Source organism: Acidobacteriota bacterium (assembly GCA_016703965.1).
In the GTDB taxonomy this organism is placed as follows: domain Bacteria; phylum Acidobacteriota; class Blastocatellia; order Pyrinomonadales; family Pyrinomonadaceae; genus OLB17.
In genome coordinates this window covers 374,528-389,779 of the sequence record JADJBB010000004.1, presented here as the reverse complement: position 1 = coordinate 389,779, position 15,252 = coordinate 374,528, and the positions used below count along the sequence as shown (strand labels likewise).

Annotated in this window: 12 protein-coding genes and 1 pseudogene; 12 read left to right on the top strand and 1 reads right to left on the bottom strand. The window is 53.2% G+C overall.

Features of this window, described 5'->3' with window-relative positions:
* The first annotated feature begins 401 nt into the window (after positions 1–401).
* The 5 genes and pseudogenes from IPG22_04625 (at position 402) to IPG22_04605 (ending at position 2,831) form a co-directional block, all read left to right on the top strand.
* Positions 402–560: a hypothetical protein gene (locus tag IPG22_04625; protein ID MBK6587584.1), complete on the top strand. Its 159-nt coding sequence runs from the start codon at positions 402–404 to the stop codon at positions 558–560.
* A 64-nt stretch (positions 561–624) separates the two neighbouring features.
* Positions 625–762, top strand: coding sequence for a hypothetical protein (locus IPG22_04620; GenBank protein ID MBK6587583.1), 138 nt, complete (start codon positions 625–627; stop codon positions 760–762).
* Positions 741–803: pseudogene (locus tag IPG22_04615) on the top strand (hypothetical protein). The gene IPG22_04620 and the pseudogene IPG22_04615 overlap by 22 nt, the downstream one beginning before the upstream one ends.
* Positions 804–818: 15 nt before the next feature.
* A complete protein-coding gene (locus IPG22_04610; GenBank protein MBK6587582.1) occupies positions 819–2,492 on the top strand; it encodes a PD40 domain-containing protein in 1,674 nt (557 codons plus the stop codon).
* Between the two features lie 153 nt (positions 2,493–2,645).
* Positions 2,646–2,831, top strand: coding sequence for a hypothetical protein (locus tag IPG22_04605; protein ID MBK6587581.1), 186 nt, complete (start codon positions 2,646–2,648; stop codon positions 2,829–2,831).
* An 84-nt stretch (positions 2,832–2,915) separates the two neighbouring features.
* Here the strand turns inward: IPG22_04605 and IPG22_04600 are convergent, their stop codons facing one another.
* Positions 2,916–5,300: a hypothetical protein gene (locus tag IPG22_04600; GenBank protein ID MBK6587580.1), complete on the bottom strand. Its 2,385-nt coding sequence runs from the start codon at positions 5,298–5,300 to the stop codon at positions 2,916–2,918.
* A 133-nt stretch (positions 5,301–5,433) separates the two neighbouring features.
* On the opposite strand from IPG22_04600, the gene mgtA reads away from it, so the two are divergent.
* The 7 genes from mgtA (at position 5,434) to IPG22_04565 (ending at position 15,236) form a co-directional block, all read left to right on the top strand.
* Positions 5,434–7,974, top strand: a complete 2,541-nt coding sequence (gene mgtA, locus IPG22_04595; protein MBK6587579.1) for a magnesium-translocating P-type ATPase — start codon at positions 5,434–5,436, stop codon at positions 7,972–7,974.
* A 141-nt stretch (positions 7,975–8,115) separates the two neighbouring features.
* On the top strand, positions 8,116–10,605 hold the full coding sequence (locus tag IPG22_04590; GenBank protein MBK6587578.1) for an oligopeptide transporter, OPT family: 2,490 nt from the start codon (positions 8,116–8,118) through the stop codon (positions 10,603–10,605).
* A 107-nt stretch (positions 10,606–10,712) separates the two neighbouring features.
* Positions 10,713–11,630 (top strand): hypothetical protein, encoded by a 918-nt coding sequence (locus IPG22_04585; GenBank protein MBK6587577.1) that lies wholly within the window; start codon positions 10,713–10,715, stop codon positions 11,628–11,630.
* 91 nt (positions 11,631–11,721) lie between these two features.
* Positions 11,722–12,189, top strand: coding sequence for a hypothetical protein (locus IPG22_04580; GenBank protein ID MBK6587576.1), 468 nt, complete (start codon positions 11,722–11,724; stop codon positions 12,187–12,189).
* Positions 12,190–12,411: 222 nt separating this feature from the next.
* The gene (locus IPG22_04575) at positions 12,412–13,512 is read left to right on the top strand and encodes a Gfo/Idh/MocA family oxidoreductase (protein ID MBK6587575.1); all 1,101 of its coding nucleotides are present in this window, start codon (positions 12,412–12,414) and stop codon (positions 13,510–13,512) included.
* A 2-nt stretch (positions 13,513–13,514) separates the two neighbouring features.
* The gene (locus tag IPG22_04570; protein MBK6587574.1) at positions 13,515–14,687 is read left to right on the top strand and encodes a dipeptidase; all 1,173 of its coding nucleotides are present in this window, start codon (positions 13,515–13,517) and stop codon (positions 14,685–14,687) included.
* A gap of 132 nt (positions 14,688–14,819) precedes the next feature.
* The gene (locus tag IPG22_04565; GenBank protein ID MBK6587573.1) at positions 14,820–15,236 is read left to right on the top strand and encodes a hypothetical protein; all 417 of its coding nucleotides are present in this window, start codon (positions 14,820–14,822) and stop codon (positions 15,234–15,236) included.
* Positions 15,237–15,252: the final 16 nt, after the last annotated feature.

The following is a 15,252-nucleotide window of genomic DNA, read 5'->3' as shown; positions in this document are numbered from 1 at the left end:
GCCCGGCCTCGAAGCCCGGGCTTTTTTGATCTCTATACAGCATGCGGGATGTGGAATTCTCCGCGAAAAGTATCGCGCCCAGCGGTATTCGCTTAGTCCCAGCTTATGTTCTATTTGCATTTATGCCGAAAATCCCGGGATTCCAATGGCACACGCCTTGCGCGCATTAATTCTGTAATGCGAGAAAAAGGATCAATTTGCCAAATTTCTGTGGGATCGGTCAGAACGCCGTTCAGTTATGGTCCCTATCAAATATCACAATCGTTTTTAGCGCAAAAAAGAGAGATGAAATTTGAAGAATTGAAACGCCGTTCCCGCGAAGTCGCCGGGAATAGCAGTGGCTAGGCCGAAGGAGAGAGCGACTTCTCTTCAAAGACCTCCGCCAAAAACCGGGAGGTTATATGAAATCGAACAGATTTATCGTAAGAATACGCTTCCAGACCAGCGGTGCGCTCCGCACCATTTCGATCATCCGAATAAAGCTCTTACTCGTTTTTGCCGTGGTCATCTGGCTTTGGCTGTGCCCGTTGATAAGGTCGGGCTACGGCTGGCGATCTTGACCTAACATTCGGCAGCGGCGGAAAAGTAACAACCGATTTCAGGCCCGGTGTTCCGGACCAAGTCATGGGGTTAGCTCTGCAGCCTGATGGAAAGATCGTTGCCGCGGGCATCACCGGCTGGCAGCCATTCTTTGGCAGCACGACACCGGGAATGTTCCTCGCTGACGTCGCTATCTCTCGCTATCATGTGACGGAAGTTTAGATACCAGTTTTGGTACCGGCGGAAGGGTTACGACCGATTTTTTCGGGTTTCGTGATATGGCCCTTGCCGTTAAGCTGCAGCCGGATGGAAAGATCCTCGTCGGCGGGCTCGCCTCACATCCGCCCTTTGACGATGATTTCGGTTTAGCTCGATACAACAGTGACGGTAGCCCTGATAGCGACTTTGGTGTCGGCGGAAAGGTGACGACCGACTTTGGTGGTGAACATGATGGGGTCAATAGTTTGCTTCTACTACCCGGCGGCAAGATAGTGGCCGTTGGCGTAAGTTGGAGCGAAGGCCACGAGGATGACTTTGCTTTGGCCTGCTACAACTCTGACGGCAGTTTGGATACCAGTTTTGGGGTGGGCGGCAAGGTGATCACCGATTTAGGTCGAAACGTCGACGATATCGGCATCGGTTCCGTTTTAGCCGATGGAAAGATCGTCGTTGCCGGTTCGACAAATTCAACTCTATTTGACTCCGGACGGTCTCGTCCAGATGTATTTGGCGAAGGAGATTTTGCCGTCGCTCGATACGATCTCAATGGAGGTCTCGATCCGTCTTTCGGTAACGGCGGGATCGTTGTGACGGACATCTTTGGTGAGGATATAGCGGTAACCGTGGCAGCACAGCCGGACGGAAAGATCATAGCTGCTGGTACCAAAAGCAGCCTGAGCCAGGACTTCGCATTGGTTCGATACAACTCGAACGGCACGCTCGACGGCTCTTTTGGATCAGGCGGTAAGGTTTCCACTGATCTTAGCGGTCACGATATTGCTTTTTCCCTAATACTTCAGCCAAACGGAAAGATAGTTGCGACAGGAGTGACCGGACTAACCGAAATACCAGTAGGAACAGATGGGGAACTTCCCGAAATACCTCATGCCCAATTCGGCCTCGCGCGCTACAACGTAAACGGCTCATTGGATACGACATTTGGCGTTAATGGTACGCTGATGACGGATTTTGCCGGATTGAATGGCTTTGCCTGCACTTCCGTTCAGCAGAATGACGGAAAGCTTGTTGTGGGCGGAACCGCCTATATCAGCGATACTGATTCGGTCTTTGCTCTTGCACGCTATACGCTCAGATCCAAACAAGCGATCGCCTTTACCTCGAATCGGGATGGAAACAGCGAGGTCTACATCATGAACCCGGACGGCACGAATCAAACTAGACTGACCAATAATTTTGCAGATGACACGCAGCCGTCACTCAGTTCAGACGGAACGCGGATAGCCTTTATGTCCACCCGTGACGGCAATGAAGAGATCTATGTCATGAATGCCGATGGCTCCGGACAAACCCGGCTTACGAATGGTGTCTTCAGTGACCGTTACCCGGCTTTCAGCTACGACGGAACCCGCATCGTTTTCTCTTCTTTTCGAGATGGGAATCAGGAGATCTATGTGATGAACGCCGACGGCAGCGGCCAAACGCGGCTTACGGACAATGTGGCAACGGATGACCAACCCACCTTCAGCCCCGACGGCAGCGGAATAGTCTTTGAGTCTTGGCGCGATCAGAATTGTGAGCTTTATCTCATGAATTCAACAGGCGGGGGGCTTACTCGCCTTACGTTCGTCGCTCCCTTTCTTGACGAGCATCCGGTATTTAGCCCAAATGGCAGCAAGGTCGCCTTCTTCTCGGGCCGCGACGGCTACCCCGAGATATACATAATGAATCCGGACGGTTCCGCGGCGGGACAAGCGGATGATTCCGACATTTAGCCCCAACGGGGCCAGATCGTCGTCCTCGGCCCCCCCCCCCCCCCCCCCCCCCTCCGCCCGGCCCTCCCCCCGGGGCGGCGCCCCCCCCCGCCCCCCCCACACGGAAAGGTTTTATCCGCCTACGGCTTGCCTCTGAGAAACGCAGTTGTTTCATTGATCGACTCTCAAAATGTCAGAAGGATCGCAACGACAAGTTCATTCGGGTTATACTCGTTCGACAACGTCAGGATAGCGGAAACGTACATCATCAGCGTCGCCTCAAAACGCTACCGTTTTGCCCCGCGTATCATGCAGTTCAACGGCAGTATGTCTGATCTGGATTTTACTGGAATGGAGTAATTCAATATTCCGCGAACGCAGAAATGTGTATGAAAAATGGCCCCGGGATAAAACCTGGGGCCATTACTTGCTTGTTCCGGAAGCTCAGTTCGAGATCGCATTGAATAGCAGCGGATAGGTGGCGAGCGATTGGGCACGATACTGTGGGCGGAAGCCAAAAAGCACGATCTTGCCTTTGCCCATTGGGATGGAGACGAGAGCGGCTTTTCCGGCGATCTTTTCGGCGCCGAGGGCCCAACCCGAGAGGAGAACGTTTTTCGGGTCGGTCGGATAACGGGCGATCACCTCGACGCGGGCATCCTGAGCGATATCGAAAGCGGGCGAATCTTCGAACCAAGCTATAGATTCTTTCGGCATTCCTTTGGCGATCGGACTATTGGTGTTGATCTCAGTTCGGAGGATCGAGCCGGGAATAAAGAAATCCTTTCGCGGTAAGCCTTTCGTCACATCACGCACCGGCAAACCGAACTGCTCGATCGCAAAATCAGACGCACTATTCAGGAAAACAAGAGTTCCGCCTTCTTCGACAAATTTCTTAAGCTTAGCAACACCTTCCTTCCCAACGCCGCCCACATACTCATCCGGCATCGAGCCTTTTGTATAGCCGTTGAGGATTTGGGCTGCGCTTTGATCGGGAAATACGATAGTGTTCGTCTCTTTGCCACCAAAATTGGAGCCGCTGCCCTGCCGTATCTCTGAGGTGGTAATGCTTTCAACCGGCGCTCCGCAATTGATGTCATAGCCGCCAGGTTTGCGAAAGATCCAACGTGTCCATCCCTCGTCCATCGACGGTGGCCCGGACCGGTATATCGTATATCGTGGAGCATGACCCTGGCCACAACTTGCTCCCGAGCCAGTACCGGAACTTCTTTTCGGCAGTTGGTAAGTGAATGGTCTAGAGATCGCCTCGCTTTCGACATTCATCAGCAACGACAGCGTGTGTGCGGTGACGTCGTAGGGCGAGATCGGGTTTCCGCTGGCATCCAGGAGGTCCGGATATTTTTGCCTTTCTAGAAGCGCCTTTGCAAAAGCTCCGTAGGGTTGGTCGAGCCTGACGACGGCCGTGCCACGAGGATATTTCTTTCCCGCGATAGCGAGATTGTCGGGACGATCGACAGTTACGCCTCCCCTTTCCAGGATTCCCAAAAGACTTTCCTGCCGCCTATCGTGGCTCAGGTCGTAACGGACGCCCTGGTTCTTTACATCGTCGTTGCCAAGTTTAGGGAAGACATAAGCAAAAAGCTCACCATCCTTTCTCGGCTTCACTGCTTCTTTCCCAACCTCATAAAACCTTGACAACCATTTTTCCCGATTGTCCGCCGCGTGGTTGAGCAGGCTGAATGCGCCGCCCGTCATATACTCAGTGATGTTCCGCATCTTCCATTCACCGCCTTTCCACACAGGGCCGAAGTTTGGCGATTCCTTTCTCGCATCATAGCCGAGGCCGCCGCGTACTTGATTCTCCTGAATCGTGATTGGCGAAGCGAGGCGGGCCGAAGCGGTTTCGCTCAAGATACGGACGCCGCCGTGGTAATGCGAATACGCTCGGGCCGGTGTCCAGGCGTCGTAGGTTGAGTTGGTTGTGATGCCTTCAAATCCTTTCTTGCGAAGGTCGCCGGCGATGTAGTTGCCGAGTACCGTATAGCCTTCGACTATCTTTTTGGGCACATTTGGTTCGACTGGGTCCATGTACGGGGGCAAGAAAAGCCTTGAACCGTTGGCTCCTTGCTGATGTATGTCGTGAACGATCTGAGGGTGCCAGACGTTGTGGATCTTGTCGACGGTGAGCTGGGTTTCGACCTGGGTGAAGGCGTACCAGTCGCGGTTGTTATCGTGGCCGACGTATTTGTGATAAAGCTCAGGCGGCGTGGTGCCTTCGTACGGCGTGCCGAGCGTTTTGTCGTACCAGTTTTTGACGATATCTACGCCGTCGGGGTTGAGCGACGGAACCAGCAGGATGATGGTGTTTTTGAGAATGTTCAGGATCTCAGGCTCGTTGCTTGACGCCAAACGATGGGCGATCAGGAAAGAAGACGTATGGCTGCCGACCTCGGTCGAGTGAATGCCGCACGTGATCAACACGATCGTCTTTCCATCTTCGATCAGTCTTTCGGCAAATTTATCTCTGCTCTTAAACGTCCGGGGGTCGGCGAGCTGAGCGTTTATTTTTTTGTATTTTTCTAGGTTACGCAGATTCTCCGGGCTTGATATGGTTGCGAAAACGAAAGGGGCTCCCATCGTCGTCTTGCCGATCTCCTGGAAAATGACGCGATCGCTCGCCGCGTCGAGTTTTTTGAAATAATCGACAGTTTGAGCCCAGCTTGCGAGTTTTTTGTCATCGCCGGGCTCGAAGCCGAGGACATCCTTGGGAGCAGGGACCGTTTGAGCGGCGGCAGCAGCGGCAAACAGTATCGATACAGCAACGAGACGGAGTACTGAAGAGAGATCACAATTAACAATTTTTTTCATTATCTTTTGTCGGGCACCAGGTTTGATTTGGCTCAGTTTAGGATATTTCGTTTGGATATGAAAGACGCCATTATTCAAAAAATCTCCCGCTGTCACTGGGACTGAGTTAGTATACGAACATCGAGCCTTGTGTATGCCTGAACGAATCGAGATCCCCGAAAAATATTGGAATGTTTCCGCCAGTGAGTTGCTGGCGGCTCTTGATTCGGCACCAGGCGGAATGACCGATGCTGCGGCTGCGGCACGTTTGGAGTTGGTTGGGCCAAATGCCCTCGAAATAAGCCGCCAGGTCACGTGGCTGCGGCTTCTGACGAAACAATTCACAAATCCTCTCGTCCTAATTCTGCTGTTCGCGGTTGCGGTCTCGCTGTATGTTGGCGAGTGGACCGATGCGTCGATCATTTTTTTCATCGTCGTCGGCAGCGCCCTGATTTCGTTTCTGCAGGAATATTCAGCCGGCAACGCGATCGCCAAATTAAGGGCACGATTAAAGAAACGGACAACAGTGCTTCGCAACCGAGAAGAGAAGCAAATAGACCACGAGGCTATCGTTCCGGGCGATGTTGTCGTGCTTTCTGCAGGCAGTCTTATTCCCGCCGATGGAGTGGTGATCGAGACAAAGGACTTCTTCGTTAATCAGGCGGTACTAACAGGCGAAACCTTTCCCGTTGAGAAAGAAACGGATGTCGCTGATGCAAATGCGAGTCTTGCAGAGCGGATGAATTGCGTCTATATGGGCACCTCCGCGCGAAGCGGTTTTGCCAAGGTTTTAATTGTCCGAACCGGAGCGGCCACGGAATACGGCCGGATCGCGGATCAGCTCAGCCTGCGAGCGCCTGAAACGGAATTTGAGCGGGGTATTCGAAAATTTGGCATAATGCTCACCCGGATAATGGTTGGGCTCGTCCTTGTGGTTTTTGCCATCAATGTGGTTTCTGACAAGCCCGCGATCGAATCTCTCCTTTTCGCGATCGCCCTAGCCGTGGGAATCTCGCCGGAACTTTTGCCGGCTATCATCACGATCAATCTTTCAAAGGGAGCGCGCGAGATGGCTCGACGCGGCGTCATTGTTAGACGCCTCGAGGCGATCGAGAATCTCGGCAGCATGGACATCCTGTGTACCGATAAAACCGGAACGCTGACCGAAGGCATCGTCCGGCTCGATGCCGCACTCGATGCCGAGGCGAACGCGTCCGACGATGTCTATCGTCTGGCCTACCTGAATGCATATTTTCAGGCCGGTCTCCCTAATCCGCTCGATGAAGCGATCGTTGCCGGCCCCGCCGTTGAACTTAGCGGCGTCGAAAAGGTCGGCGAAGTGCCTTACGACTTTGCACGCAAACGCCTGAGCATCATGGTTAAGGCCGGCGATCGGCCGGCAATGATGGTCACCAAAGGTGCTCTCGACAATATTCTGGCGGTTTGCACGCACTTTCGCGGTTCCAAAGGTCTCGAGGGACTAACGCCGGACAAGCTAAGTGAGATCGGCAAGCGGTTCGAGGCTTGGGGATCGGACGGATTTCGTGTTCTCGGGCTCGCGACAAAGGAATTGCTGAACGATAGTTCTGCAAACCGTGATGACGAGTGCGACCTGGTATTTGAAGGCTTTCTTCTCTTCTTCGACCCGCCTAAGGAAGATGCCAGCAGTGCGATCGAAGCCCTTGCGAAACTCAAGGTCCAACTGAAGATAATTACCGGTGACAATCGGCATGTCGCGGCACACCTTGCCAAGTCGGTGGGCTTGGAATCGGCCGGAATAATAACTGGTACAGAGCTCAATCTACTTGATGATGAGGCCCTCTGGCATGCTGTCGAGCACAACACGCTGTTTGTCGAGGTTGACCCGAATCAGAAAGAACGGATCATCCGAGGATTGCAAAAAATGGGGCATGTTGTCGGGTATATGGGCGACGGGATTAACGACGCTCCTGCCCTGCACGATGCCGACGTCGGCATCTCGGTCGAAGGAGCCGTTGATGTTGCCCGCGAGGCCGCTGACTTCGTACTGCTAAAAAAAGGACTCGACGTGCTCTGTCGCGGCATTGAGGAAGGCCGCGTAACCTTTGCCAATTCCCTCAAGTACATTTTTACGACGACGAGTGCCAATTTCGGCAATATGTTCAGCATGGCGGGAGCATCGCTGTTTCTTCCGTTCTTGCCGCTGCTCGCCAAACAGATATTACTCAATAATTTTCTATCCGATATTCCGGCGATCGCTATTGCCAGCGATAACGTCGATCCGGAATTTGTTGAGTCGCCGCACCGATGGGACATCAGTTTCATCGGCAAGTTTATGATCGTCTTCGGCCTCGTCAGCTCGATTTTCGATTATTTGACGTTTGGGCTTTTATATTTCTACATCAGGGCTTCGGAAGCTGAATTTCAAACCGGCTGGTTCATTGAGTCTCTCCTTACCGAACTCTTGGTCGCCCTTATTGTCCGCACACGGCGTCCGTTTTACCGCAGCCGGCCCGGACGTTGGCTGTGGATCTCGACGGTGGCCGTTGTCGGGCTGACGATCGTAATTCCTTATATCCCCGGAACCAATATCCTGGGATTCGTACCGCTTCCGCCCGGGATCTTGGTGATGATAATTGTTATTTCCGCCTTGTACGTCGCGGCGGCCGAGGCCGTGAAGCAGGTTTTCTATCGCCGCCTCACGGGTGCTAACTGAATTGATGAGCTGAATTTGAGGTAAAAGATTGCGTTTTTTGTGTTAGCGGGGTAAATTAACGCAGGTTCAAAAATCCTTTCCCCTATAAAACACCCGCCTAAAGCGGGACGCAGAAAGACAATCTGGAGACTCTAAACCGGCATGAAGAATCCTTTTCTCGAAAATTTCAGGTCATATATTCCTGACGCTACGACGCTCCGCGAACTGACGCCGCTGCCGCTCGTTGTCGGCACTCTGCTTGGTATTATCTTTGGCGCGTCGTCGCTCTATCTTGTTTTGAAGACAGGGCTTACTGTTTCGGCCTCGATCCCGGTCGCGGTTATCGCGATCACGGTTTTCCGGCTGTTGTCAAAAGTTAAGGTAATACCTCCCGCGTTCAAGTATGTATTGATGGCTGTTGGTGTCCTTGCGGGCGGAGGACTCTTCTATTTGCTGGCTGGTTTAGGGATTGGGGTTGCTTGGGCCGCCCTCGCTGGAATTGCCTTGGCGGCGCTGTGTTGTTACGCGATTTATAACGCTGATGACGCGACCATTCTTGAAGCCAACGTCATGCAGACGGCAGGTTCCGCTGGAGAATCGATCGCCTTCGGCCTCGGTGTGACGATGCCGGCGATCATGATCCTGGGTTTTGACCTTGAGATCAGTCGTGTGATGCTGGTCGCGGTTTTGGGCGGATTGCTGGGGATCCTGATGATGATCCCGCTCCGCCGGGCTCTGATCAAGGACCAGCATGGTTATCTCAAATACCCCGAAGGAACGGCCTGCGCCGAGGTTCTCAAAGCCGGAGCGTCCAAGGAATCGCGTGATGCCTCGATCGAGGCTGGTGTCGAGGGCAACGACCATGCGGCGATCCAGGGCGGCAAGATCATCTCGATCGGTTTTGCGATCGGTTTTGCGTTCAACGCGTTGATGAAGGTGCTGTTCTTTTGGAAGGAATCGCCGGGATACGATTTCACAAAATCAGGATTCAAGGGAGCCTCAGTCAACTCCGACAACGACCCGACTTTGCTCGGCGTCGGTTACATAATCGGGCCGCGTATCGCAGGGCTCATGATGGGCGGCGGCGTATTGTCATATCTCGTTCTGATCCCGATCATCAAATTCTTTGGAGAGTCGGCAACCGGGCCGATCGCACCTGAGATCAGCAAGACCATCGCGGAAATGACGCCCGGCGGCGTTCGAAGTGCCTATGTACTCTACATCGGCGCGGGAGCAGTGGCGATGGCCGGAATGATCTCGCTAGTACGCAGCCTGCCGACGATCTGGCACGGCCTAAAAGGCGGCTTGGCCGACCTTCGGGGCGGTTCTGCCGAGTCGAACTCTAATTTGCCGCGTACAGACCAGGACATCTCGATCAAATGGGTCATCGTCGGTGTCATAGGCCTGGTGGCGGCGATCATGCTGTTCCCGCAACTGGGACTGAGTGTTTTCGTAAGCCCGTTCGTCTCGTTCTTCGGAGCGATCCTGATCATTATTCTCGGATTTTTGTTCGTGACGGTTTCGTCCCGTTTGACTGGTGAGGTCGGTTCGTCTTCGAATCCGATCTCGGGAATGACGGTTGCGACGCTTCTAATTACCTGTCTCGTTTTCCTCGGACTTGGCTGGACGGCAGCCGATCCTTATTTCGTAACGGCACTCTCGATCGGCGGCATTGTCTGTATCGCTGCGTCGAACGGCGGTACGACCTCACAGGATCTGAAAACCGGATTCTGGGTCGGCGGCACGCCGTGGCGTCAGCAGATCGCGATCCTTGTCGGAGCGTTGGCGTCAGCATTGGTCTTGGGCTCGCTGCTGATCATGCTGAACAATAATGAGACCTATTTCCAGAAGATCGATGCGGCAAACCCGGTCGCAACCAAAACGATCGGCGAGGAGAAGCTGTTCAAACAAGGCGGCCAGTTCCAGTCGGAAAAGGTCACTAACGGCAAATATAAGGACACCGACACTGCGACCTACCGCGTCTGGCAGAACACTGAGCCGAAAGACGGCCAGGTCGGGAAATACCTTGTCGATCAGAGCGGCAAGCCGGTCTACTTCGTCGATCCCGGCATCAACGGCATCATCAAAAAAGACGAGGACGGCAACGACCTGACACGTTACGATGCTCCTAAAGCAACGCTGATGAGCTATATCATCAAGGGGGTCTTGGGACAGAATCTGCCGTGGGGTCTGGTGATCCTTGGGGCAATGATCGCCATTGTGCTCGAACTCGCCGGGGTGCCTTCGCTCGCGTTTGCAGTGGGAATCTACCTGCCGATCTCGACATCGGCGCCCATTTTCCTCGGTGGCATGGTTCGATATCTCGTTGATATCTATCTGAAACGAAAGCTCGCCTCACGCAACCTGACCGAGGACGAGGTTATCGCCGAAACCGACAAATCGAACGGCGTCCTCCTCGCCTCGGGCTACATCGCGGGCGGGGCTATCGCGGGTATTTTGATCGCTCTGTTTGCCGTCCAACCGACGCTCAAGGGAATTCAGGACGCCGCTGAACACTGGTCAAAAAGCGGCAATCCATTCTTCGAGGGCGGGGCATCGGATTTCCTCGGAATACTGCCGTTCCTCGTACTGATGGTTGTACTCTACTGCGTTGGCCGCGAATGGTGGTTGGCAGGAAAGAAGGCCTCATAACAGGCGAAGAATTTGTTTTACTTTATTTAACGCGACGCGCTATGCTAACCACAGCGCGTCGCTTTTTCTTCTCTCCCGATTGTTTTGCATTTAGAATTTTTGGTTCGATGAGACCGTTTCAGATAATGAAAGATCTGTTATTTTTTGGCAGCCGATCGACGATAATTGCTTTGTCGCTGGGCATCGCCTTGTCAATCGCTATGTCCGGCTGCACGTCGAAAGAGCCGGCGGCGAATGCCAATACTGCGAATAACACCAAGGCCGCGAACACCACGGCGGCGAACACCGCGAATGCCGAACCAGCTCCAAAAGGTGCCACAATTCCGATCGAGCCTAATGGCCCGGCTGATACGGTTCGTGTATTTTACAAGAATCTGCGTGAAAAAAAGTTTCGAGAGGCAATATTTTTGACGAATCTGCGGCCGGCGGTCGAGGGGTTGACTGAGTCGGAACTTGGTGAATTTTCGCTGGATTTTGCAAAGCTCGCCGGTCAGATCCCGGCCGAGATCGAGATAAACGGCGAGGTCGTCAGTGGTGACAAGGCTACCGTTACAGCTAATTTGCCTGACAGAGAAGACAGAACAGACACTCAAAAGATAAAGCTGCAGAAGGCCGGTGACGTGTGGATAATACAGACGGTCGATGATGCGGCGCAAAAGCGGATCCAGAAAGAAGGTAAGCAGTATTTCTACAATCTGCGCATCGAGACCCATCAGGAAGAGGCAAAAAAGATGCTCGAACGCATCTCAAAGGCCGAACTTGCCTACTCAGTCCAAAACGGCAGGTGTGCGGACCTGGAGACGCTGATCGTTGGCGGATTGCTGCCCGACGACATCCGAACGAGCGAATCGACGGGTTATAATTACGCGGTTACGCTGACCACCGACGGCAAAAGTTACTACGCGACGGCAACTCCAGCCGAGTACGGCAAGAGCGGCAAATTGTCTTATATTCTCAAGCTCGACGCCAAAGGGATCTCGCGTGTCACCAGCAAAGATAATGGCGGCAAGGTGTTAGCGCGATAAACAAATTTAAAAATATGCATCAAAGTTGTTGATATTATCTATCAAAAGCGTTATATCTTAGATTCTTGTTGTTTTTCTGAGGATAAAGCAGATGTTTCGTAAACTGATCAGCAAATTCAACAGCTCTTTGTCCGAGAGCATGGTTTCGTCGCGCAGGCGGCATACGGCTCCGGTCAAGATCTGGTTCGAGCCCGAGATAAATTCCGAACGTGCCCGCGAACTCGCCCGTTCAGCTTGCGTGCTCGGCGAAACGTTTGATATCAGCCGCAGCGGCATCTCGGTGATCGTTCCGTCGATCCGCGTCAAAGAAAAGTATCTCGTTGGGCACGAACGTCCGCTCCACATCGAAATGGAGTTGCCGACTGGCAAGGTTGAAATGACTGTCATGGGAAAACGCTACGAAAAGGTCGGCGTTCATATCTCGACCGAGAGATTCCTGGTCGGAGCCCACATACTTAAGCTGACCGGCGCAGACAAAGATGCATACGAAACATTTCTAAAACGCGGCCATCGCGGCACGCGGCGAGCGACCGGCAGCCTCGAGCTTGGCATCGACTGAGCAGTTTTCAAGATCATTAATTTTACGGCCTCAGCGATATCAATTGCTGAGGCCGTTCCATTGCCGAAGCACGCATAACCTGCAAAACATATCAATTTGTGCAAAATATGTCGATCTGTGCAAAACATAGCGATCTGTGCATAATTGGATTTCATTTCGGCGCCAAAATGTGTAGCATTTTAAGCCGAAGGGCATCTTTAGTATTTTCGGGATCAAATTACTGTGAAAGAAAAAGTAGGCATTGGACTGATCGGAACCGGTTTTGCGCGCAAGGTGCAATTACCGGCGTTTTTGGCTTGCGAGGGTGCGTGGGTCGCATCGGTATCGAGTGCAAGTTATGAAAACGCACAGGCTGCGGCGGACGATTTCGGCATCGGCCATTTCTCGGCGGACTGGCGTGACACGATCCTGCACCCCGAGGTCGATCTCGTCTGCATTACAACGCCGCCGTATCTGCATCGCGAGATGACACTCTTCGCGATCGAGCATGGCAAACACATTCTTTGTGAAAAACCAATGGCGATGAGCGTCGCTGAGGCTCAGGAAATGACTTCAGCAGCAGCGGCAGTGGCAGCAGCGGGAAGGCCTATCCTTGCCCTGATCGATCACGAACTGCGATTCCAGCCCGGGCGGCAGGTTGCGAAACAGATGCTTCACGACGGCGTGATCGGCAAAGTGCGGCACGCGAAGGCCATATTTCAGGCTCCGCACCGCGGTGACCCAAATATTCCGTGGAATTGGTGGTCGGACGCGGCCGCAGGCGGCGGAGCTTTGGGAGCGATAAATTCGCACATTATCGATTCATTCAACTGGTTTCTGGAGGCTCCGATCCAGACAGTGCTTTGCCAGCTCCAATCGCACATCGCCCAGCGACGCGCCCCCAATGGCGAGATGCGGCAGGTGACGACCGATGATGAAGCTAATATGCTTCTTCGCTTCGAAGACGGCCCGATCACCGATCACTCGACAGGTCTTGTGTCCGTTTCGATGGTCGAATATCCCAGTTATCAAAACCGCGTCGAATTTTACGGCAGCAAAGGAGCATTGCGGATCGATCATCGTGGGGACGCGTTCATCGCCATGGCCGGCGATGATTGGCGGCCGGTCGAAACGCCGATCCTCGAAAATGTAGGAAATTATCCCGACACAGGTTTTCCGCGCGGTTTTATGGGGTTCGCTCCAAAGATAATTGACGCGATCCGCAAAGGGGAAACTTCGATCAGTGACGCGGCGACTTTCGAGGACGGCCTCGAGGTTCAGCGCGTTCTCGATGCGTCACGGATCTCGAGCCGCCAGGGACACATCGTTGTGATCCAAAGGTAAAAATGAAAAACGCGGTAAAGATCATCGGTTTCCTGTTGTTCGCATCACTTGCGGCAGGGTTGGTCTTTGTCTTTTTCTTCGCGGCCGGATATACCGAGCGAAAGCTTAATCCGATCATTTCTCCGCCGCCGTATCGCCTGAGTGCGAAAGCGAGTGAGCTGCACGAAAAACTTATCGTTGCTGATCTCCACGCGGACTCGCTTTTGTGGAATCGTGATCTGAATCTCGACACACCTGCGGCCCAAGTCGATATTCCAAAATTGCATCGCGGTAATGTCGCGTTGCAGGCTTTCACTGTTGTGACCAAAACACCTCGGGGCCTAAACATAGAGCAGAATACTCCTGATACTGACAATATTTTCTGGCTCGCCCTTGCACAACGCCAGCCGCTCGAAAATCTTTTCAGCCTTACCAAACGAGCCTTGTATCAGGCGGCAAAGCTTCACGAATACGCCGCCGCGTCCCAGGGACACATGGTCATCATCAAGACCAAACACGATCTCAAAATGTTTCTCGAAAGCCGAGGGACACAAAGAACGGTTGGCGGCTGGCTCGGCATCGAGGGAGCGCACGCGCTCGACGGGAAGCTGGAAAATGTCGATGTTTTCTTCGACGCCGGTTTTCGAATGATGTCGCCGTCTCACTTTTTTGACAACGAAGTTGGCGGCTCCGCTCACGGCGTCGAAAAATACGGGCTGACCGAGCTTGGGAAGAGCGTAGTTCGCCGGATGGAATCTAAGGGAATGATCGTCGACCTCGCGCATGCATCGCCGAAAACCATCGACGACGTGCTGGCGATCGCGACAAAACCGGTTGCTGTTTCACACACCGGCGTTCGCGGAACCTGTGACAACCAGCGAAACCTGACCGACGATCAACTGCGGCGCATCGCTGCGACCGGCGGCGTGATCGGAATCGGATTTTGGGATACTGCCGTTTGCGGCGACGACGCGAAGGCGGTCGCGAGAGCCATTCGTTATGCCGTAAATATTGCGGGCATCGACCACGTCGGTTTGGGCTCGGATTTTGACGGTTCGGTCAAAGCTCCGTTCGACACGAGCGGTGAAGCTCTCATTACCGAAGCGCTTTTGGCCGAAGGATTTAGCGACGATGAGATCGCAAAGATAATGGGCGGAAACGTCGTTCGAGTACTCTCAGCCATACTTCCTGATTGAGACGCGAGCTATTTTGCTTACATTTTCCGCCGAATTATGCTAAAAAGGTATTTCCACCCCGATTGGAAGTAAACTCAAAAACGAAGTTAGACAGTAGAGAACGGTTCTCTAAATTTCTCGAGAGAATTACGAATGCTTGGCAGTTCCATAGGTTTTTCGATCCTTTTGGTCGCGATATGCTCGGCCATGACGATCAGTGTTTTGGCCGGATCGCAGCCATATAGCTGTTTGCCGAATAGCGTCAAAGCCGATGAGGTTGTTCGCGTAGTCGAGGTGCCGTCACGCTCAGGTGATGTCGTTATCAAGAAGATAACGGTGGCCGATTCGCTGAAGTCGATGAAAGCGAAATGCACGATAGGAAAACTCGTGAATAGCAGAAAGAAGGAGATCAAGTTCTTTCGCATCGAAGGCTGTTGGGGAAACCCGCCAGAAGATTATCTCGAGATACAAGCCCGTCAGCGACGAGAACTGGCGGACCTGAAGCGGAAATATACCGTTATTGAAATGTCCTGCAACACCGGAGTTACGCCATCGATCCCGAGCTCGTAGTAGGCGGGTGGTATGT

Bases quoted from the DNA above. Each gene is read 5' to 3' on its own strand.
- IPG22_04625 (MBK6587584.1), top strand. From the start codon at position 402: ATGAAATCGAACAGATTTATCGTAAGAATACGCTTCCAGACCAGCGGT.
- IPG22_04620 (MBK6587583.1), top strand. From the start codon at position 625: ATGGGGTTAGCTCTGCAGCCTGATGGAAAGATCGTTGCCGCGGGCATC.
- IPG22_04610 (MBK6587582.1), top strand. From the start codon at position 819: ATGGCCCTTGCCGTTAAGCTGCAGCCGGATGGAAAGATCCTCGTCGGC.
- IPG22_04600 (MBK6587580.1), bottom strand. From the start codon at position 5,300: ATGAAAAAAATTGTTAATTGTGATCTCTCTTCAGTACTCCGTCTCGTT.
- mgtA (MBK6587579.1), top strand. From the start codon at position 5,434: ATGCCTGAACGAATCGAGATCCCCGAAAAATATTGGAATGTTTCCGCC.
- IPG22_04590 (MBK6587578.1), top strand. From the start codon at position 8,116: ATGAAGAATCCTTTTCTCGAAAATTTCAGGTCATATATTCCTGACGCT.
- IPG22_04585 (MBK6587577.1), top strand. From the start codon at position 10,713: ATGAGACCGTTTCAGATAATGAAAGATCTGTTATTTTTTGGCAGCCGA.
- IPG22_04580 (MBK6587576.1), top strand. From the start codon at position 11,722: ATGTTTCGTAAACTGATCAGCAAATTCAACAGCTCTTTGTCCGAGAGC.
- IPG22_04570 (MBK6587574.1), top strand. From the start codon at position 13,515: ATGAAAAACGCGGTAAAGATCATCGGTTTCCTGTTGTTCGCATCACTT.
- IPG22_04565 (MBK6587573.1), top strand. From the start codon at position 14,820: ATGCTTGGCAGTTCCATAGGTTTTTCGATCCTTTTGGTCGCGATATGC.